Here is a 19,145-nt window from a genome sequence, read left to right on the forward strand (position 1 = left end):
GGCGCAGATGATACACCTGTTCCCATGCCGAACACAGAAGTTAAGCTCTGTAGCGCCGAAAGTAGTTGGGGGATCGCTCCCTGCGAGGATAGGACGTCGCCATGCTTATATTATTCCGGCATAGCTCAGTTGGTAGAGCACCTGACTGTTAATCAGGTTGTCGACGGTTCGAGCCCGCCTGCCGGAGTACTTAAGACTTACAGTATTGTAAGTCTTTTTTTGTATCTAAAATAGATATTATTAAAATAATACAAAAGGGCGCTGGATGTGATATAACATCCAGCGCCCTTTTGCTACTATTACGAAAATAATTTTTAGATTAAGAGTTAGCTTCTTCTAATGACATACTTTTAATTTCCCAGTCTTCAACTAAGGTTTCCAATTCTACATTAATTGAATCGAGTTCTTTTTGCCAATCAGTTAGTTTAGCAATATCATTACTGTATTCAGGATTATTCATTAATGTTTCAATTTCAGCTTGGCGATTTTCTAGAATGTGCATTTTAGTTTCAACTTCATCAACTTGGCGTTGTAACTTTCTAATTTCACGTTGCTGTTCTTTTGATTGGTGATAGGTTTGTTGTGAAGCAGTTTCAGTGGTTAGATTAGTATCAATTTGGCCGTCATTACTTTCAGTCGGTAATTGTTGGTCTTTCTTTTCCATGTAATAGTCATAATCACCCATATACATAGTTGAACCATTAGGAGTGATTTCAATGATTTCAGTAGCGACTTGGTTAATAAAGTAGCGGTCATGGGAAACAAATAAAACCGTACCATTAAATTCGTTAATAGCACTTTCAAGAACTTCACGTGAATCAATATCTAAGTGATTAGTTGGTTCATCAAGAATTAAGAAATTATCATGGTCCATTGATAATTTAGTAAGCATAACCCGTGCACGTTCACCACCAGAAAGGCTAGTAATTTTTTTATCAATATCACTACCACTAAATAGGAAACTTCCTAGCATTGAACGAATATCCTTTTCTGATGTCATAGGATGCTCATCCCATAATTCAGCCAAAACGGTTTTGTTTTCATGTAATGTTTGTTGTTCTTGATCGTAGTAACCAATTGAAACATTGGCACCAATTTTAGCAGTCCCAGCAAGAAAAGGGATAATGTCAAGAATACTTTTGAGTAGCGTTGACTTACCAACCCCGTTAGGTCCTACGATGGCGACGGCATGGTTTTTATCGACATCTAAATTAACGGGTTCAGCAAGAACTTTGCTTGCGTCATAACCAATACTTGCGTCACGAACACGTAAAACTTCGTTACCACTTTCAAGGTCAGTTGAAAACTGCATCTGAGCTCGCGTAGTATCATTAAGCGGCTTATTAATCTTTTCCATCCGCTCAAGTTGTTTACGGCGTGATTGTGCTCGTTTAGTCGTCGAGGCACGGACGATATTACGATTTACAAAATCTTCAAGTTTTTCAATTTCCTTTTGTTGCTTAGTATAGGCTCGCATTTCTGTTTTTAAGCGTTCAGCTTTGATTTCTAGAAATTTTGAGTAATTACCATGATAATGATCAAGGTGACCAAAATTCATATCGTATACTTCATTAACAACCCGGTCAAGAAAGTAGCGATCATGAGATACGAGTAAAAGGGCACCAGTATAGTTTTGTAAATATGTTTCTAACCATGCCAATGTATTCATATCTAAGTGGTTAGTTGGTTCATCTAAAATTAATAAGTCCGGTTTTTCAAGCAACGCCTTGGCTAAAGCTAAGCGAGTACGTTGTCCTCCACTTAATGAGCTAATCGGGCTATCAAAGCGTTCTGGTGCAAAATTAAACCCATGTAAAACACTCCGGATACTTGCTTCATAACCATAACCATTTAGCATACTAAAATCATGTTGTAGTTGATCATAACGCGTTAGTAGTTGATTATATTCGTCCTCTGAAAATGCACTAGGATCAGCAATTTGGGCTTCAAGAGTGTGCATTTGGGCCTCGATGCGTCGAACATTTTCAAAAACGCTTAGCATTTCTTCCCAAAGCGTCTTATTAGAATCCAGTCCAGAATTTTGGGCAAGATAACTTAAAGTTAATTCTTTTTTAGTTGTAACTGTTCCTTCATCAGGTGCCTCAAGATTAGCTAAAATTTTGAGTAACGTTGATTTACCAGCACCATTACGGCCAACTAAGGCGACGCGTGCATGTTCTTGGATTTCCAGTTGTACATTAGTAAACAGAACTTCAGCACCAAAGCGGCGCTCAATCTGTTGAGCTTGCAACAAAATCATTTTTTTACCTCGAATTATTATCTATTACTTAAATTTTACCATACGTTTTAGTAAAAGTTTGTGAAATCAAATTTGCTTTTTGTTTCACAAAATGAATATTTGTGCTATCATCTAGTATGAGTTTAAATTCACAATATCTAAAAGTTTGTGATGTGGAGGAATGTATGATGAATGACCCAATAATCCCTAAAGCAACGGCAAAACGTTTACCAATCTATTACCGTTACCTTAAATTTTTGCTTGATGCTGGTAAAACCCGGGTTTCATCAACTGAATTATCTGACGCTGTTAAGTTTGATGCTGCAACAATTCGCCGAGACTTTTCTTATTTTGGAGCCTTAGGTAAGCGTGGATATGGATATGATGTTGCCAGTTTACTAGATTTCTTTTCTAAAATTTTGAATCAAGATACGCTTACTAATGTAGCATTAGTTGGGTTAGGTAATCTTGGTCAAGCATTATTGAATTTTAATTTTCACAAGAATTCAAATATGCGTGTTTCGGCTGTGTTTGATATTGATAGTACGTTAATTAATACGATTCAAGCGGGCGTACCAGTCTATGATATCGCCGACTTGGTTAATCAAATTCATGATCAACGCATTGAAATTGCTATTTTAACAGTTCCACAAGCAAATGCGCAAGAAATTACCGACAAGCTTGTTGAAGCTGGTATTAAAGGTATTTTGAACTTTACACCATTACGGGTAACGGTACCAAGTAATGTACGAGTTCAAAATGTTGACCTAACTAATGAATTACAGACATTAATTTACTTCATTGAAAATTATACCGATAATGAAATTAAATAGGTTTACACCTAAGAATGACAAATGATACATATAGTAGCCTAATGGGTACGTGGAAAGTGAAAGAATTTTTTTCTTTCGCTTTTTTTGTTGCAACCATAATTATTTTGACTTTATTTGACCTTTAAGTGTTGCATTCTGGGGGCATCGTGATAGTATAGATATTGTGATTAGCACTTTGATAACCAGAGTGCTAAATAAAAAGAAAAGTCATTTTGGAGGTGTGTAACGTGTTAAAACCACTTGGAGATCGCGTTATTTTACAAGTTGAAAAAGAACAAGAAAAAAGTATTGGTGGCATTGTAATTGCAGGTGCTACTGAAGAAAAGCCTATGACTGCAAAAGTGATTGCAGTTGGGACAGGTTACTTGTTGCAAGATGGAACAATTACCCACCTCGCAGTTAACACAGGTGATACTGTTATCTTTGATAAGTTCGCTGGGAGCGAAGTTAAGTACGAAGGCAATGAATACTTAGTTGTTCACGAAAAAGATATTATCGCAATTGTCGATTAATTAACCAAAGTAGACGAGGTAAAAATAATGGCCAAAGATTTAAAATTTTCAGAAGACGCCCGTAGCGCAATGCTTCGTGGGGTTGATAAATTAGCAAATACAGTTAAGACAACAATTGGACCTAAGGGTCGTAATGTTGTGTTAGAAGAATCATATGGTGCACCGACAATTACTAATGATGGTGTCACTATTGCCAAAGCAATCGAACTTGAAGACCACTTTGAAAACATGGGAGCAAAGTTAGTTGCCGAAGTTGCATCTAAGACTAACGATATTGCTGGTGATGGAACAACAACGGCAACAGTATTAACGCAAGCAATTGTGAATGAAGGCCTTAAAAACGTTACAGCTGGTGCTAACCCAGTTGGTATTCGTCGCGGAATTGAATTGGCAACAAAAGCTGCCGTTGCGGAACTTCACAAGATGTCACATGAAGTAACAACTAAGGCTGATATTGCCCAAGTTGCCTCAATTTCAGCTGCCAATCCTGAAATTGGTGAATTGATTGCTGATGCCATGGAAAAAGTGGGCAATGACGGTGTGATCACCATTGAAGAATCAAAGGGAATCGATACCTCACTTGACGTTGTTGAAGGAATGCAATTTGATCGTGGTTACATGTCACAATACATGGTAACTGACAATGACAAGATGGAAGCTGCTTTGGACAATCCATTTATTTTAATTACGGATAAAAAAATTGGTAACATCCAAGACATTTTACCTTTGTTACAAGCAATTGTTGAACAAGGTCGCTCATTGTTAATCATTGCTGATGATATTACAGGTGAAGCGTTACCAACACTTGTGTTAAACAAGATGCGCGGAACATTTAATGTTGTTGCTGTTAAGGCACCTGGCTTTGGTGATCGTCGTAAAGCAATGCTTGAAGATATTGCAACGTTAACAGGTGGTCAAGTGATTGCTGAAGACCTTGGTTTAAATCTTAAAGACACAACAATTGCGCAATTAGGGCAAGCAGCCAAGATTACTGTTACTAAAGATAGCACAACAGTTGTTGAAGGCCACGGTGAAAAAGCGGCGATTGCTGAACGTGTTGAAAACATTAAACGCCAAATTGCAGAAACTACTTCTGAATTTGACCGCGATAAATTACAAGAACGTCTTGCTAAGTTAAGTGGAGGAGTTGCCGTAATTAATGTTGGGGCTGCTACTGAAACAGAACTAAAAGAACGTAAATACCGCATTGAAGATGCTTTGAATGCGACACGAGCAGCCGTTGAAGAAGGATTTGTTTCAGGGGGTGGTACGGCCCTTGTAAATGCGATTCCAGCCGTTGCAGCGCTTGAAGAAGCTGGTGACGTTCAGACTGGTATCAATATCGTTAAACGAGCTCTAGAAGCACCTGTTCGCCAAATTGCAATCAATGCTGGACTTGAAGGTTCAGTAATTGTCAACAAGTTGAAAGAACAAGAAGTTGGTATTGGGTACAATGCGGCTGATGACACATGGGTAGACATGGTTAAGGCCGGTATTGTTGATCCAACTAAGGTTACACGCTCTGCATTACAAAATGCAGCCTCAGTTTCAGCATTATTATTAACAACTGAAGCAGTGGTTGCTGAACAACCTAAACCAGCTGGTGTAGATGCAGCTGCACAAGCTGCCGCTATGGGCGGAATGATGTAATTAAGCTAATTTAGAATATAAAAAAATGTCGTGTGAAAATATTTTGCACGGCATTTTTTACTTACTACAATAAGTGTTTGTGAATAATTCCAACTGGTATTGCAATAGACAAGCTAACTAATTTCAAGTAAAATTAATCTATTAATAGTTGAACAGGAAGTGAAGTCATTGGCGGGTATATTTATAACATTCGAAGGTCCAGATGGTGCCGGGAAAACAAGCGTATTAAATGAAATAATAGAAAAAATTTCAAATAAATTGGGGCCAGAGCTAGTTGTTACTCGGGAACCAGGCGGCACACATATTGCCGAGGCAATTCGTAATGTGATTTTGGATACAAAAAATACGTCGATGGATGCACGGACTGAAGCACTATTATTTGCGGCAGCACGACGCCAACATCTAACAGAAATTATTAAACCGGCCTTGGCTGCTGATAAATTTGTTTTTTGTGATCGATTTGTAGATAGTTCCGTTGCTTATCAAGGGGCTGGTCGAGAAATTGGGGCTGCAGAAGTGTGGGAAATGAATAAATTTGCCACAGAAGGGCTAATGCCTAATTTAACACTGTATTTTGATGTGCCATCCGAGGTCGGTTTAGCACGTATTAAAAATTTTCGGGCCGATGAAATTAACCGTTTGGATCAAGCATCGTTAAGTTTTCACCGACGAGTACGCAATGCGTATTTAAATTTACAAGCGACTTATCCAGAACGAATTGTCTTAATTGATGCAACGCAACCATTTGAAGCCGTTGTTGCTGATGCAATTAAGGTAATTACTCAACGTTATCCAGTGTTAGATTTATAAAATTAAGTAATTTATTTATATTTCAGAAAGTAGGGTTAGACAATGAAGATGGTTATGGCAATTGTCCAAGATAAGGACAGTAATAAGGTTAGTAGTGAGTTAGCCAAAGCACGAGTACAAGCTACGCGGCTTAATTCAGCAGGTAGTTTTTTACGCTCAGGGAATACAACCTTTATGATAGGTGTTGAAGATGAACGGGTTGAGGAAGTAATTGAAATTGTTAAAACGTATTCACGTGCACGTAAACAATTTATGACACCACCATTGAGTATGGATTCAATTATTGACTCAGGTTCATCATTTCCAATCGAAGTTGAAGTTGGTGGAGCAACGGTATTTGTCCTTCCAATTGAAGGATTTTATCACTTTTAATTTATTGGAGTAGATTGTGGTCCAAAATATAGATGTCCAACAAACAATGCTAGATCATCAATCAATGATGGCGCATTTCAATAAAACCATTCTAAAACAACAGCTCGCCCATGCGTACCTGTTTAATGGTCCAAAAGGTGCAGGTCAGGAAGTCATGGCACAATGGCTTGCTATGCGCCTTTTTTGTCAGGAATTAAACGGTGACCAGCCATGCAATAATTGTCGTAACTGTCAACGAATTATTGCTGGTGAACATCCAGATGTTATTAACCTAAAATCTGAAAAAGCAACGATTAAAGTTGATGAAATTCGCTTGCTTAAGCAAGAATTTACTAAAAGTGCGGTTGAAGGAAATCATAAAGTGCTCATTATTCATCGAGCCGATACAATGACGGTGAGTGCGCAAAATAGTTTACTTAAATTTATTGAAGAACCAATGGGTAATGCCGTTATTATTTTATTGACGGAAAATCGAAGCTTACTGTTACCAACCATTATTTCACGAACACAAGTGGTTGAATTTGAGTTACCAAGTTTTATCAGTGCGGAAGAACAATTGCGGGTAGAGTATCCTTTAACTGAAATTCGACTTGCGTTACGCTTGAGTGGTAATGTAAACGAGGCAACGATGTGGTTAGCAAATGGGTCAGTGACTAAATTAAATAATTTAGTTTGGCGATGGTTTAATGTACTCTTACAAAGTGATGGTGCAGCTTTTGCGATGGTGCAAACAGGTTTTATACCGTTAATGCAAGACAATGGACTACCGTTTACGGCTACTCATATCTTAGATAGTTTAATGTTTATCTTCCGTGATTTACTCTTGATTGAAGATAACCGGCAATTAATCTTTGAAGATAAGCGTCAACCGCTAACAAATTTAGGATTGAACATTGCCTTAGATAAACGCATTAATTTTGTAGATATTGTTTTACAAGCTCGGCAAGATCAACAAATGAATGTTAATATTCAAAATAGTTTAGAAGCGATTACCTTAAAAATTTTAACTAATTTACATACATGAATTAGTTAATTAATTGGAGAATTCGAGCAATGGAAAAAAACCAAATTTATGATAAATTCTCGGACGTAATTACGGAATTACAAAGCGTAATTACGGAAACTACAGAAATGAAACAACTAATTAGTACGTTAATTGAAGAAAATGCGGAACTAACGATTGAAAATGAACATTTACGCAACCAAATAATGACAAAACAAAGCGCTAAGATGCAGCCACGTTTATCACGATCACGTGAAAATTTACGCAAATTATATGAATCTGGTTTTCACATTTGTAATGCTTCATATGGTCGTCGACTTGATGATGGTGAATCATGTCTGGAGTGTTTGGACATTATTTATGGTAGTAACTCATAAGGAGACATTATGCAGACTCAAGCAAGTTTTGCTAACCAAACAACTGGCGCATTATATTTGGTACCAACACCGATTGGTAATTTGGAAGATATGACCTTTCGTGCCATCAATATTTTAAATGATGTTGATTTAATTGCCGCAGAAGATACACGGCATACGCAACAATTATTAAATCATTTTGAAATTCAGACACGCCAAATTTCATTTCATGAACATAATACCCAAATGCGGATACCTGAATTAATTGATAAAATGTTAGCTGGTGACAAAATTGCCCAAGTTAGTGATGCTGGTATGCCCTCGATTTCTGATCCCGGTGCTGAACTAGTTGAAGCGGCAGTAAAAGTTGGTATCCCAGTTATTCCTTTACCCGGCGCTAATGCTGGCTTAACAGCGCTAATTGCATCAGGATTAGTACCCCAACCATTTTATTTTTATGGTTTCTTAGGACGTAAGGCGACAGAACAAAAAATTACCTTAGCCGCGTTAGCTAATCGGGAAGAAACGATGCTTTTCTATGAATCACCATATCGCTTGAAAAAGACCTTGGCAACGATGGTCAATGTGATTGGTCCTGACCGCCAAGTTGTGCTCGCCCGTGAGCTAACAAAACGATATGAAGAATTCATCCGAGGATCATTAGCTGAAGTTAGTCAATGGGCTCAAGAAAATGAGATTCGTGGTGAATTCGTAATGATTTTAGCTGGTAACGATCATCCGGAAGTGACGTCAGAAGTTAAAGCAACGGATGATTTATCAATTAAAGATTACGTAGATGACTTAATCAGTAAGGGTAATAAACCAAATGATGCGATTAAAGCAGTTGCTAAGGATCGCGGTTTGAAGAAACAACAAGTTTATAATATTTATCATGAACTTGATGGTGATGGAGAAGAATGATGAGTGGTGATATTTTTACGCAAGAACATACGATTGTTTATTATGAAACTGATCAAACAGGAAAATTATCCCTTCCGATGATTTTCAATCTAGCAATTTTAGCATCAGCTAATCATGGTGCAGCACTTGGACAAGGTGAAGAAGAGCTGCATGCTAATAATACCGGTTGGGTGGTCTTACAATATGATTTACATATTACAAAACGTCCACAAGCTGGGGATGTCGTAATTATTAAGACACAAGCCCAAGAGTACAATCCGTATTTTGCGGTGCGTAATTTTTGGCTTGAAACCCCCGCTGGTGATAAATTAGTTGCTATTAAATCAGTCTTTGCAATGATTGATATGGAACAACGTAAAATGGTTCGTATTCCACAAAGCCTGATGGATGCTTATGAAGCAACCAAAGTACGACATATTGAAAAAATTCCAGCACCACAAGCAATCGATATTAACCAACCAACTGTCAAAAAAGAATATCACGTCCGCTATTTGGATATTGACTCTAATAAGCATGTTAATAATGCGCAATATTTTGACTGGTTAATTGATCCATTAGGGGCCGAGTTTTTACAAACCCATGAATTAGTCAATTTAAATATCAAATATGCTACTGAAGTTCGGTATGGTCAAGAAGTTGAAAGCCATTATCAAATTAGTGACGATCAATTAGTAACTTGGCATCAAATTAAAACCGATGATACACTAAACACGCAAGCTGAACTTAAATGGCGCGCTAATAATTAACTTAAAAAGATACCTAAATTCAGTAAGTCGATGGATTTAGGTATTTTTTTATAAATAAACATTAGTAATCCATGATTGCTAGCTGACTTAAGAATAAATTTGGTTTTAAGTTAAAAGCAATTTAAAGTCACCTAGTATCGTGCTATTATATACACTGAAACGATAAATCGAATGGGCACTAGAGGAGATAAAAGAAGTGAAGATACTGGCAATTGATACATCTAACCAGCCCTTGGCCGTAGCGCTATACGCTGACGGCCAAGTGTTAAGTTATCGTGAAACTAATCAAAGTCGCAATCACAGTTTGCAATTACTACCATTTATTGCAGAAATGATGACCGAAGTTCAATGGCAACCCACTGAATTAGAACGGGTAGTTGTCGCACAAGGACCAGGTTCATATACTGGTGTTCGTATTGGGGTGACAACTGCTAAAACATTGGCCACAACGCTTGGGATTGAATTGGTGGGAGTGTCTAGTTTATTAACGTTAGCGGCTAATGTTGAAGATTCACAAACGTTGGTAGTTCCTATTTTTGACGCTCGTAATGATAATTTATATGGGGCTGTTTACCAAAATCAACAAGTAATTTGGCCTGATCAACATACTAATATTAATGAATTGGTCGCATTTTTAACAACTACCACAGCACCAATTTGCGTAGTTGGTGAATATACTAATTTTGTTGAACAATTAACCACCAATTTTGGGGCTCGTATTAGCTTTGGTCAAGATGGTGAAAATCAACCCCATGGTGCTAAATTAGCCCAATTAGGGGCTACGGCAATGCCAGTGGCACTCCCAGATGCATTCGTACCTAATTACTTACGTGTCTCACAAGCCGAAGCTGATTGGCAAGATGCACATCCTGATGAAGTAGGACAAAACTATGTTGAAGAAGTTAACTAAAGAGCAATTACATAAGAAATTTAAGCAGTTATTTAATAGTATTGTCGGTGTGGATGAACAGCAACAAGCTGCCTTAGCGATGAAAGCCTATCAAGTTAATATTAATGAGGTCAAGTACTATGTTGGCCGAGCTCAAGTATCTGATATTGATGAAATTTTAGATATTGAACGAGCAGTATATGACGGTGCGACACCTTGGAATAAACAAGCCTTTACGAGTGAACTACATCGAAAGCACGACCGACTATACTTAGTCATTCGAAAAAATGATCAACTATTGGCATTTATTGGTTCGAGTTATTCACGGGCCACACAAGATATGCATATTACAAACGTCGCTGTGTTACCTGCTTGGCAACGGCGTGGGATTGGGAGCTTTTTACTGAATGTGATTATTGATAAAGCCCGTCAAATTAATGCACAGCAAGTTTCACTAGAAGTTCGTGTTTCAAATACGCAAGCTCAACGAGTATATCATGAGTTAGGATTTGAATCACAAGGAATATCAGCAGGGTATTATTTTGGTGATCATGAAGATGCATTGAAGATGGCGTTGATATTTAATGAGGAAGAAAAATAGATGAAATGCCAATATCGTCAACCAGCTGGAGCAACAGAAGTATTTGCCATTGCGGATGCTGCCTATCATGGTTCGCCTTGGAGTAGTGAGATATTTAAGCATGATTTGGCGAATGAGCATGCCAATTATTTAGTTTTGACGATTGATGATCAAGCAGTTGGATTTGTTGCGGGGACCTTAATTATTGATGAGCTATCAATATCAAATGTCGCAATTTTACCAGCCTTTCAGCGCCAACATTATGCAGAACAGTTATTGGAGCACTGGTTTAATTTATTTGATAGTGAAACTCGAGTACTACTTGAAGTACGGGCCCAAAATAAAGCGGCACAAAAACTATATAGCAAACTGGGCTTTCAACAAATTGCGATACGGCAAGCATATTATCAACATCCGGTTGATGATGCCTTAATTATGGAGAAAATATTGTGAGTATTATATTAGCATTTGAATCAAGTGCAGATGAAACAAGTGTTGCGGTTGTTAAAAATGGAACAGAAATTTTAAGTAACGAAATCGCAACACAAATTAAATCGCACCAGCGTTTTGGCGGGATTGTGCCTGAAGTGGCTAGCCGTCACCATATTGAACAAATTACCATTTTAGTTGAAAAAGCTTTAGCTGATGCGCAAGTTAGTTATGAAGACTTAGATGCCGTTGCGGTGACATATGGACCAGGTTTAGTTGGATCATTACTAATTGGCTTAACAGCAGCGAAAACGATTGCTTGGGCCCATAATTTACCCCTTGTACCAACAAGCCATTTGGCTGGTCATATTATGGCAGCCCGATTTGTGAAACCAATTATTTATCCCGCCTTAGCATTATTAGTGAGTGGGGGTCATACGGAACTAGTTTATTTACCAGCGGAAGGTGAATTTAAAGTAATTGGTGAAACGCGTGATGATGCGGCTGGGGAATCTTATGATAAAGTTGGCCGTGTAATGGGTATTGCTTATCCAGCAGGGAAAACGATTGATGAGATGGCCCATTTAGGTCAAGATACTTTCCATTTTCCACGGGCAATGGAAAATGATGGAACGTATGACTTTAGTTTTTCTGGCTTAAAATCAGCTTTTATCAATACTTATCACAATGCAGAACAACGTAATGAAGTACTTGATAAAAATGATTTAGCAACGAGTTTTCAAGCCGCTGTTGTCGATGTATTGGTTGATAAAACAAAAACTGCTTTGCAACAATACACCGTTAAACAGTTATTACTCGGTGGTGGTGTGGCTGCAAACCAAGGTTTACGAGCTGCATTGACGGCGATGCTTAATGAATTTCCAGATACCGATTTTGTCCCTGTACCATTAAAATTAGCGGGTGATAATGCGGCCATGATTGGAGCTGCTGGTGAAATATTTTTCCGGCAAGGACGGCGTGGTGATTGGAGTCTGAATGCTGATCCATCACTTGAATTTGAGTATGAAGATTAAATAAAAAAGATCGTCGAAGAATGTTTCTTCGACGATCTTTTTATTTTATCAATGTGTAAAACGTTTACCAAAAAATAAGAAATCGCAGGTTAAATTTGATTAAACGTTTTCCCAAGACGATTAATAAGCATCAATATGCCGACCGTTGAGGGGTTGTGCGGGACGGTTGTTGTTGGCGCAAGGTAGTGCTTGGCGGATTGCATCTAACCATGTTGGTGCGGCAATTTGAATATCTTTTAGTAGTACCCAAGTGACAGGCCCATTAGTAGGTGGTGTAGTAAGTGAACCAGAATAGTTGAAATAATGGCTAGTTGCACCTAAAAAATCAGCGGGATTAAATGTAAGCGTGGTTCCTTTATGCCAGTTTAAATTTGGTAATGTTGGTCCGTTTGTGCCTGCCTTAACAAATAAGCCCATAACTAGTGGTTCTTGAGCGGCGTTACGGTGAACAAAGTGAATTTCAAGGGGTTGCATAACACCATCAATTACATGTTCGTTTGGCATATGGACATGAATATCTTGTAAAGTATACGTTTGCCCACTGAATACAAGTGAATTAGTAAAATCAGTTGGAACTAAATGGATACTTTGTGTGAAGGTATCAACAGTAAATTCTTGTGCTTGGTAATTAATTTCTAATGCAGTTAAGCTATTACCGGATAAACAATTAGCAGTATCAAAGGCAATGGGTGATTGGTATTGATATGCGGCTGCGGTTGTAAACTCTGGACAGATTGATGCCCATTGTTCTGGTCCGGCGGTTGTTGAATAATCCCAGAAAGGAACTGTCTCAATTTGGTTGCTCATGTAAAACTCCTTCTTAAATAAATTGGTAATATTATATACTATTATCAGTGAAAGTGTAATGGGAAATTTAAATTAAAATAACGTTGTACAATTATGTTAATTCCATGTATAATATACTATGTTGTTTAAATATGCGTCCGTAGTGTAATGGATATCACTCTAGATTCCGGTTCTAGCAATGGGGGTTCGACTCCCTCCGGACGCATTCTGATTTATCAAAATATATCAATACGTGTCAAAATGGTTGATATAGCAACGTTTTAGGGGATGTGTTTGTCAAAACGCGTCAATTGATGTCATTCTAGGGACAGCCAAAAGGACAGCAAGGGACAGCTAAAAGGACAGCCAAAATAACCTAAATTAATAATCATCGTTGCGCAATTGCTTATGTGGCATACCTATAAAGGTATGTCTTTTTTTGTGCCTAATTTTCTAGAAACAAAACTTTCCCGGATATTTTTGGAACAAATAGAACAAAAGTAGTCTAAACACTTGGTATAACTGACTTTGTAGGGTATTAAGAACGTGATTTTTTTGGAACATTTATGGAACAAACCCGTTTTTTTTGGAACACAAGTATATAAAAATGGAACACAAGCCATTAAATATAGCAAATTAGCATGATCTGGGGTACTAATTTGGTGTTTTAATAAAAGGTGTCGTGAGTTATAACTACCTTTAAACTTGTTATAGTGCTTGTATACTCGTTGCCATTTTTGGCAATGGCTAAGTGTCATCGATATAAGTTAAATTTAGGGCGTTTTCCGCCAAAAGTGGCGTACTTAGGTAAACTAATGGTGCGTGATTGAAAGCACGTACCAAATAATATAATCACCCCCGTACCTGTAAGTACATTGGTATAAATAGTTAAAGCTACTTAACATCCCCCGTGTATTTTGTGAAAGAATAGCAATCGTAACAATTAATTCTCGTGATTGACGGCGACAAATTGAAAATCTTTTTTGTAGGGGGGAGTATAAAATAGTGAATGAAACATACATAAAATTGATATTTTTTAACATTTCATTATGTAGTTATGCTATACTTATCAAGTCAATCATATAGCTCATGTATGACGTATAGTTTTAAACCACCTTAGTCGTTCATCTAAGGTGGTTTTTTATTATATATGTTTTTAGTAATATTTTGTGTCTGAAAGCACATAGTGGAAGTATAATTATACAACCGTGGTTAAGTCCACACTTGCAACCTCCGTGCTTATAAACACACTGGTATAAATGGCATAACAACCGTGCTTGTAAGCACACTTGTATGATCTAACAACGGTCGTACTTTCAGGTACACCCGTATATATTTCACTATAACCACAATATATATGTAATTGCTTTTTACGTGTAATTTGTTATCCTATAATGAATAAACTATACATTATAGGAGACAGATAATATGCAATCTAAATTTATTAACGCATTATCGTATTTTTCCATTCTATTTGCACCCGTACTTATACCAATTATAATTTGGTTCGCTGCTGGTGACTTTGATGTGAAAAGAAATGCTAAAAAAGCATTATTTTTACAAATTGTACCAACAGTAGCAGGTATTTTAGCTATTATTTTTATTGGAATAACAGGGCTATCAACTAATGATTCATCAGTTACGGGATGGATAGCAATTATAGTATTTGGTATTTTAGGATTAATTTCAGTAGTAACTTATATCTATGATTTAGTTTTAGGTGTTAAGGCATTATTAGCAGAGTAAAATAAAAAGGCTACCAGTAAATAAATACTGTGTAGCCTTTTTTAGTATGTTCTAAATGTCTTATTAAAAAAGAAGTAGTAATACTAAGGTAATTACTGATAAAGTAGCCTGTTTGAAAAAGATACTAATATTAGAACTAGAGTAAGCGCCGTAAATGGCTACTAAAATTATGTAGATCATACTACCAACTAACATAGCATTCCCATTTAGTGCAAAAAATGTGGCGTATAAAACTACCATACCAATAAGGCCATTATAGACACCTTGGTTTTTTAGTAATAGTTTAACTTTATCGTTAGTAAAATCTTCTTCTGTTAAATTAAATGTTTCTGCCGTCTTTTTTGACGTGGTAGCAAATGTTTCTAAATACATAATAAATATAAATTCAATTGCTACTAAGGTGCTCAATATTTTAATAAGTATGTCCATAAAATTTTCTCCTATCAATCAATATTGTTATTATATAACAACTTATTAGCTAGTGGGGATGATTCAAAAAATATCGAGGTCGTTTTGAACGACTACGGATATACAATACAATTCCCAACAATACGGGAAAGATAGCTAAAGCGTTTCGCTGTCCCGTTAAAGTATAGCGGATATGTGTAAGATAGAAAAAGTTTGAAGTCAATCAAATTGACCACGGTATTATAGCAATTTCGTTATCGATTTGAACGATAAGGACTTGTGGACACAAATTTAATTCCGTTATCATTTTGAGTGATAACGAATACATAATTTTGCCACTCATGACAAACATAAAAAAGATGTGGCACTTTTCGATAACTCCTTTATATTTCCTCACAAGTGCGGAATACACCAAGCTTGCTTATCCGCTGTCCTTTAGAGGGACAACGAATTAATTATAGTAATTAACGAAGTTCAGTAACGTGCTATGTATTTTTAATTCCTCCACAAAGGTCTTGATGGTGGTATATTTCATTAATTTAAAATTTCCCCACAAATGGAGAATATAAGGGCTATAACATTTATCTACGTCCTAATAATGCTGATTGTCCTATTATGGACAACTGTGTTTTAAGAACGGTTGTTATTAATTTTTTGAGAGTGTGCATACAAGCACGCCCTGAAAATACATACCAGTGTACCTGCAAGTCCACGCTTGTAACGTTTCGTTATAAGCATGGTAAGTCAAATGTACCTGCAAGTCCACAATTGCTAATGTATTAAGATTAATCGGGCTATGTTTAACATAGAGCGTCATATTCATATAATTAAACTAACGCTACTTTGTGAAATTCGTTAAGTTTCATCGGACTAGATTTAAACTAGGTCGTCATATAGTTAATAAAGCACCACTTTTGGCGCTTTATACCTGATTTTCGCAAGTAGTTGCGAATTTATGCTTTTACCCCTGATCACGATAGATTAACAACTAAAAAACATTAGGGTTTCATCCCCGCAATTGGGGATGTATTAATCTAGTTTTAGTCGGCTTGATTTTGGTTGCAGTGTGCAAAAAATGGACATAAAAAAGTGGCGTTTTTAAGTGATTTTATACCCATTTTTATTTGAACCCTTTGAGTCCCTTTTTGAGTCCTTTTGAACCCTTTTTTTGTAACCTTTTTTGCGTTGTCTCGTTGTCTCGTCGTGTCTTGTCTCGTTGTCGTGTTTTGTCTCGTCCTAAATGGCATATTTCGGGGCTTTAGTGCTGTTGTTAAGCGTACTTAAATCAATGTAAAGGAAGCTGTTTAAAAGGCGTTTAAGGCTAGTATTTGCAAGCTTGAAAGCATTGATAAATACTAGGAAATACCAGGTTGCAAAAGGGCTCTAATACCAACAAATACCAACATTTAAACGTGCTTTAACTCCTACATTAGCCATCATTTAAAAGTGCCCTAACCCCAACAAATCCCAACATTTAAAAAGGGGTAAAATGTTAATATTTGTTAACATACAAAAGCGTAAAAATCTCAACATTTCTCAACATGCAAAAAGCAAAAAATGTTAGGTTTTGTTAGGTTCAAAAAATAATTTTAGCCATAAAATACCATACAAATTTATAGCATGTAAAATGCAAAAAAGGTGAGGTTTGGTGAGGTTCAAAAAATAGTTTTGTCTAAAAAATGCAGTCATAAAACAGCGTGGAAACACACAAACTTTATAACTACGTATGTTAATTTTATTAGCTAGTGGTGTAATACCATTATTAAGTTTGACGATTATTATTAATCATCCCCTGATACAACTACTAATTTTACTTTTGCTAATTCTATGTATTCCTGAACTGTACTAATAAAAACGTATGAGTTTAATTTGTATTTATCAAAGTCATGTAATATGTAATTATCTAAAGAAGTAAGGCCGTATGTTACCCAATCATCGAATTGGTGTAGTAATAGGAATGGGTGTATTTCTTTTTCTTCTTTGTTAAGTATTACAGTTAAAAACTCGTTTGCTATGGTGACGTTAAAGCATAGCTGTTTTATCCACCAAGTTGTTACTTCTTTATTAAGTGGATCTTGTTCAATCATAGTAATAATATTATTCATGTCTAAACTCCGTGTTAATTTAAAAATATCTTTATATGATATATGAAAAGGTAGTAAAAAGTAGTAAAAATCACTATGTTAATTGTAATAAGCAGGTAACACCCAAGGGTTAAACGTTGCTCTTTTTATTACTTATTTGTGCTATTAGAATGCAACTTTTCGGCGATACTCTGGGTAGTTGTTTTAACGTTTAAGGGTAACAAAAGACAACATAAATCTTAGTATTTCTCAATATGAAAAAACAAAATATTAGCATGTTGTTGTCTGCGATCATAAAGCAAAATAGGGGGGCATACCATTGATTTTAGAAAGAACGGTGCAATAGTGTTGATTTACATGGGTATGTGTTTTCTTATGTGAGGGGGGCTATAAATAGTGGTAAATACGGGATGCTAGAAAGCATCAAGATGAGAGGACTTTGTAAAAGCTGGCAATAAAACATAACATGTAAGCAAGAATATTATTCCGTTTGTGAAGCATGGTATTTCTAAAATTAGAGAGTAAATATAATTTTAGAAAATGAGCATTTCTATTGCCAAAAAATAATAACTGTGTATATAATAATCTTACATAAATCAACACCCTGCTTAACGGATTCGTCCAATCGCAGGGTTTTTTTGTAGGTGAATGATGACAATAGAATTAGCACAATTAGATTTTAAAAGCCAATTGGAATTGTTTCGTGATCGAGGAATGGAAGGTATTAACGTGAACGAAGAGAGACAATTGAAGACAATATCTTCAATTGGATATTATTCGCTCAAAAGCTATGCATATCCATTTTATGATTCTGAAACAAAAACATACAATGGCATTACTTTTAGTCAAATAGTAGCAAGATATTATAGAGATAAACGATTTAAGCAAAATATATTACAAGCAATTGAAGATATTGAGGTTACATTAAATACTAAAATTTCATACTATATGGGTGAAAATTATGGACCATTTGGATACCAAAATTTTTACAAATGGTGTCAAAATTCAGGTAAAAACAGATATTTAAAAAATGTTCAAATAGATAAATTTTTTTTAGAAAATGAAAAATTAAAATTTCTTTCTAGTTTACAATCTGCTGTGAAAAAATCTTCTAACAAAGATATTAAGGCATTTAATTCACAAAGTAATGATGTATTTCCACCAATTTGGTTGTTGGTAAATACATTTACCTTAGGACAATCAATACATATATTAAAATTGATGAATAATGACAATAGGAAAAAAATAGCTGAAGATTTTAATTGTACGTTTAAAGAATTAATTAGTTGGTTAGATTGTATTAATTTAATTAGAAATATTTGTTGCCACAATGGAAATTTAATAGATCTAACAATTCGAACAAAACCTAAGGTGCCTAGTGGAGCTGAATCATTCATACAAATTAATGATAACGAAGCAACTAATAAAATTGCGTTGCCAATCGTTATCATAGTTTATTTAATTAAAGAGATTAATACTAAATATAAATTCACAGATTTAACGAGTTCTTTATTATCATTATTCAATGGTGTCAATGATGATGCTTATGGATTTAAAAATAAAGATGTGATTTTTGAGTTGTTCGGTGAAGAAAAGAAGACTAGTTCGCAAATTAAATTAGAAACAATAAAAGAATGTTTAAGTGTATGTAATTTTGAAGATTTAGAGGAGGTAGAGAAATTAATAGAAAAAAGACATAGACGACTCTTAGCACGGAAAAACAGAAAATAACAAATAAAAAGCCACC

19 protein-coding genes, 2 tRNA genes and 1 rRNA gene are annotated in these 19,145 nt (G+C 35.9%); 18 read left to right on the plus strand and 4 right to left on the minus strand.

Annotated features, from left to right (window positions below):
• Together rrf and LQZ75_RS07355 are read left to right on the plus strand one after the other, a co-directional pair.
• Positions 1-105, plus strand: a 5S ribosomal RNA gene (gene rrf / locus LQZ75_RS07350); the annotation flags it as partial.
• A gap of 9 nt (positions 106-114) precedes the next feature.
• Positions 115-187 (plus strand) — tRNA-Asn (locus tag LQZ75_RS07355).
• Between the two features lie 132 nt (positions 188-319).
• Here LQZ75_RS07355 and LQZ75_RS07360 read toward each other — a convergent pair.
• The gene (locus LQZ75_RS07360) at positions 320-2,260 is read right to left on the minus strand and encodes an ABC-F family ATP-binding cassette domain-containing protein (protein ID WP_230097183.1); all 1,941 of its coding nucleotides are present in this window, start codon (positions 2,258-2,260) and stop codon (positions 320-322) included.
• 167 nt (positions 2,261-2,427) lie between these two features.
• Between LQZ75_RS07360 and LQZ75_RS07365 the strand changes: the two genes are divergently transcribed.
• The 13 genes from LQZ75_RS07365 (at position 2,428) to tsaD (ending at position 12,374) form a co-directional block, all read left to right on the plus strand.
• Positions 2,428-3,072, plus strand: coding sequence for a redox-sensing transcriptional repressor Rex (locus LQZ75_RS07365; protein WP_230097307.1), 645 nt, complete (start codon positions 2,428-2,430; stop codon positions 3,070-3,072).
• Between the two features lie 227 nt (positions 3,073-3,299).
• The gene (gene groES, locus LQZ75_RS07370; RefSeq protein ID WP_230097184.1) at positions 3,300-3,584 is read left to right on the plus strand and encodes a co-chaperone GroES; all 285 of its coding nucleotides are present in this window, start codon (positions 3,300-3,302) and stop codon (positions 3,582-3,584) included.
• Between the two features lie 27 nt (positions 3,585-3,611).
• Positions 3,612-5,234, plus strand: coding sequence for a chaperonin GroEL (gene groL / locus LQZ75_RS07375; RefSeq protein ID WP_230097185.1), 1,623 nt, complete (start codon positions 3,612-3,614; stop codon positions 5,232-5,234).
• Positions 5,235-5,402: 168 nt separating this feature from the next.
• On the plus strand, positions 5,403-6,044 hold the full coding sequence (gene tmk, locus LQZ75_RS07380; RefSeq protein WP_230097186.1) for a dTMP kinase: 642 nt from the start codon (positions 5,403-5,405) through the stop codon (positions 6,042-6,044).
• A gap of 42 nt (positions 6,045-6,086) precedes the next feature.
• Positions 6,087-6,416 (plus strand): cyclic di-AMP receptor DarA, encoded by a 330-nt coding sequence (gene darA / locus LQZ75_RS07385; RefSeq protein ID WP_230097187.1) that lies wholly within the window; start codon positions 6,087-6,089, stop codon positions 6,414-6,416.
• A gap of 16 nt (positions 6,417-6,432) precedes the next feature.
• Complete coding sequence (holB, locus tag LQZ75_RS07390; RefSeq protein WP_230097188.1) at positions 6,433-7,440, plus strand: DNA polymerase III subunit delta'; 1,008 nt, start codon at positions 6,433-6,435, stop codon at positions 7,438-7,440.
• A 29-nt stretch (positions 7,441-7,469) separates the two neighbouring features.
• Positions 7,470-7,796, plus strand: a complete 327-nt coding sequence (locus LQZ75_RS07395) for a DNA replication initiation control protein YabA (RefSeq protein WP_230097189.1) — start codon at positions 7,470-7,472, stop codon at positions 7,794-7,796.
• Positions 7,797-7,805: 9 nt separating this feature from the next.
• Positions 7,806-8,696, plus strand: a complete 891-nt coding sequence (gene rsmI, locus LQZ75_RS07400; protein ID WP_230097190.1) for a 16S rRNA (cytidine(1402)-2'-O)-methyltransferase — start codon at positions 7,806-7,808, stop codon at positions 8,694-8,696.
• A complete protein-coding gene (locus LQZ75_RS07405; protein ID WP_230097191.1) occupies positions 8,696-9,442 on the plus strand; it encodes an acyl-[acyl-carrier-protein] thioesterase in 747 nt (248 codons plus the stop codon). Before rsmI ends, LQZ75_RS07405 begins: the two co-directional genes overlap by 1 nt.
• 196 nt (positions 9,443-9,638) lie before the next feature.
• Positions 9,639-10,352, plus strand: a complete 714-nt coding sequence (gene tsaB, locus LQZ75_RS07410; RefSeq protein WP_230097192.1) for a tRNA (adenosine(37)-N6)-threonylcarbamoyltransferase complex dimerization subunit type 1 TsaB — start codon at positions 9,639-9,641, stop codon at positions 10,350-10,352.
• Complete coding sequence (rimI, locus tag LQZ75_RS07415; RefSeq protein ID WP_230097193.1) at positions 10,333-10,932, plus strand: ribosomal protein S18-alanine N-acetyltransferase; 600 nt, start codon at positions 10,333-10,335, stop codon at positions 10,930-10,932. Before tsaB ends, rimI (LQZ75_RS07415) begins: the two co-directional genes overlap by 20 nt.
• Positions 10,933-11,364 carry a ribosomal protein S18-alanine N-acetyltransferase gene (gene rimI, locus LQZ75_RS07420; RefSeq protein ID WP_230097194.1) on the plus strand — a complete coding sequence of 144 codons (432 nt, stop codon included), beginning with the start codon at positions 10,933-10,935 and terminating at the stop codon, positions 11,362-11,364.
• Positions 11,361-12,374 carry a tRNA (adenosine(37)-N6)-threonylcarbamoyltransferase complex transferase subunit TsaD gene (tsaD, locus tag LQZ75_RS07425; RefSeq protein ID WP_230097195.1) on the plus strand — a complete coding sequence of 338 codons (1,014 nt, stop codon included), beginning with the start codon at positions 11,361-11,363 and terminating at the stop codon, positions 12,372-12,374. The genes rimI (LQZ75_RS07420) and tsaD overlap by 4 nt, the downstream gene beginning before the upstream one ends.
• Before the next feature lie 120 nt (positions 12,375-12,494).
• Here the strand turns inward: tsaD and LQZ75_RS07430 are convergent, their stop codons facing one another.
• Positions 12,495-13,181 carry a carbonic anhydrase family protein gene (locus LQZ75_RS07430; RefSeq protein ID WP_230097196.1) on the minus strand — a complete coding sequence of 229 codons (687 nt, stop codon included), beginning with the start codon at positions 13,179-13,181 and terminating at the stop codon, positions 12,495-12,497.
• Between the two features lie 133 nt (positions 13,182-13,314).
• Between LQZ75_RS07430 and LQZ75_RS07435 the strand changes: the two genes are divergently transcribed.
• Positions 13,315-13,386 (plus strand) — tRNA-Arg (locus tag LQZ75_RS07435).
• Positions 13,387-14,588: 1,202 nt separating this feature from the next.
• Positions 14,589-14,906 carry a magnetosome magnetite crystal formation protein family gene (locus LQZ75_RS07440; RefSeq protein ID WP_230097197.1) on the plus strand — a complete coding sequence of 106 codons (318 nt, stop codon included), beginning with the start codon at positions 14,589-14,591 and terminating at the stop codon, positions 14,904-14,906.
• A 63-nt stretch (positions 14,907-14,969) separates the two neighbouring features.
• Here the strand turns inward: LQZ75_RS07440 and LQZ75_RS07445 are convergent, their stop codons facing one another.
• Together LQZ75_RS07445 and LQZ75_RS07450 are read right to left on the minus strand one after the other, a co-directional pair.
• Positions 14,970-15,335, minus strand: a complete 366-nt coding sequence (locus tag LQZ75_RS07445) for a DUF1304 domain-containing protein (protein WP_230097198.1) — start codon at positions 15,333-15,335, stop codon at positions 14,970-14,972.
• Positions 15,336-17,095: 1,760 nt separating this feature from the next.
• A complete protein-coding gene (locus LQZ75_RS07450) occupies positions 17,096-17,419 on the minus strand; it encodes a hypothetical protein (RefSeq protein ID WP_230097199.1) in 324 nt (107 codons plus the stop codon).
• Positions 17,420-18,049: 630 nt separating this feature from the next.
• Between LQZ75_RS07450 and LQZ75_RS07455 the strand changes: the two genes are divergently transcribed.
• Complete coding sequence (locus LQZ75_RS07455; protein WP_230097200.1) at positions 18,050-19,129, plus strand: Abi family protein; 1,080 nt, start codon at positions 18,050-18,052, stop codon at positions 19,127-19,129.
• Positions 19,130-19,145: the final 16 nt, after the last annotated feature.

The sequence above is a fragment of the Periweissella fabaria genome (assembly GCF_918814575.1).
GTDB classification, from domain to species: Bacteria; Bacillota; Bacilli; order Lactobacillales; family Lactobacillaceae; genus Periweissella; species Periweissella fabaria.

Excerpts from the sequence above, each read along its gene's own strand:
- rimI (WP_230097194.1), top strand. The coding sequence starts at position 10,933 with ATGAAATGCCAATATCGTCAACCAGCTGGAGCAACAGAAGTATTTGCC.
- LQZ75_RS07445 (WP_230097198.1), bottom strand. The coding sequence starts at position 15,335 with ATGGACATACTTATTAAAATATTGAGCACCTTAGTAGCAATTGAATTT.
- LQZ75_RS07455 (WP_230097200.1), top strand. The coding sequence starts at position 18,050 with ATGACAATAGAATTAGCACAATTAGATTTTAAAAGCCAATTGGAATTG.
- LQZ75_RS07440 (WP_230097197.1), top strand. The coding sequence starts at position 14,589 with ATGCAATCTAAATTTATTAACGCATTATCGTATTTTTCCATTCTATTT.
- LQZ75_RS07365 (WP_230097307.1), top strand. The coding sequence starts at position 2,428 with ATGAATGACCCAATAATCCCTAAAGCAACGGCAAAACGTTTACCAATC.
- LQZ75_RS07405 (WP_230097191.1), top strand. The coding sequence starts at position 8,696 with ATGAGTGGTGATATTTTTACGCAAGAACATACGATTGTTTATTATGAA.
- LQZ75_RS07395 (WP_230097189.1), top strand. The coding sequence starts at position 7,470 with ATGGAAAAAAACCAAATTTATGATAAATTCTCGGACGTAATTACGGAA.
- LQZ75_RS07450 (WP_230097199.1), bottom strand. The coding sequence starts at position 17,419 with ATGAATAATATTATTACTATGATTGAACAAGATCCACTTAATAAAGAA.
- LQZ75_RS07430 (WP_230097196.1), bottom strand. The coding sequence starts at position 13,181 with ATGAGCAACCAAATTGAGACAGTTCCTTTCTGGGATTATTCAACAACC.
- groL (WP_230097185.1), top strand. The coding sequence starts at position 3,612 with ATGGCCAAAGATTTAAAATTTTCAGAAGACGCCCGTAGCGCAATGCTT.
- rsmI (WP_230097190.1), top strand. The coding sequence starts at position 7,806 with ATGCAGACTCAAGCAAGTTTTGCTAACCAAACAACTGGCGCATTATAT.
- darA (WP_230097187.1), top strand. The coding sequence starts at position 6,087 with ATGAAGATGGTTATGGCAATTGTCCAAGATAAGGACAGTAATAAGGTT.
- LQZ75_RS07360 (WP_230097183.1), bottom strand. The coding sequence starts at position 2,260 with ATGATTTTGTTGCAAGCTCAACAGATTGAGCGCCGCTTTGGTGCTGAA.
- rimI (WP_230097193.1), top strand. The coding sequence starts at position 10,333 with ATGTTGAAGAAGTTAACTAAAGAGCAATTACATAAGAAATTTAAGCAG.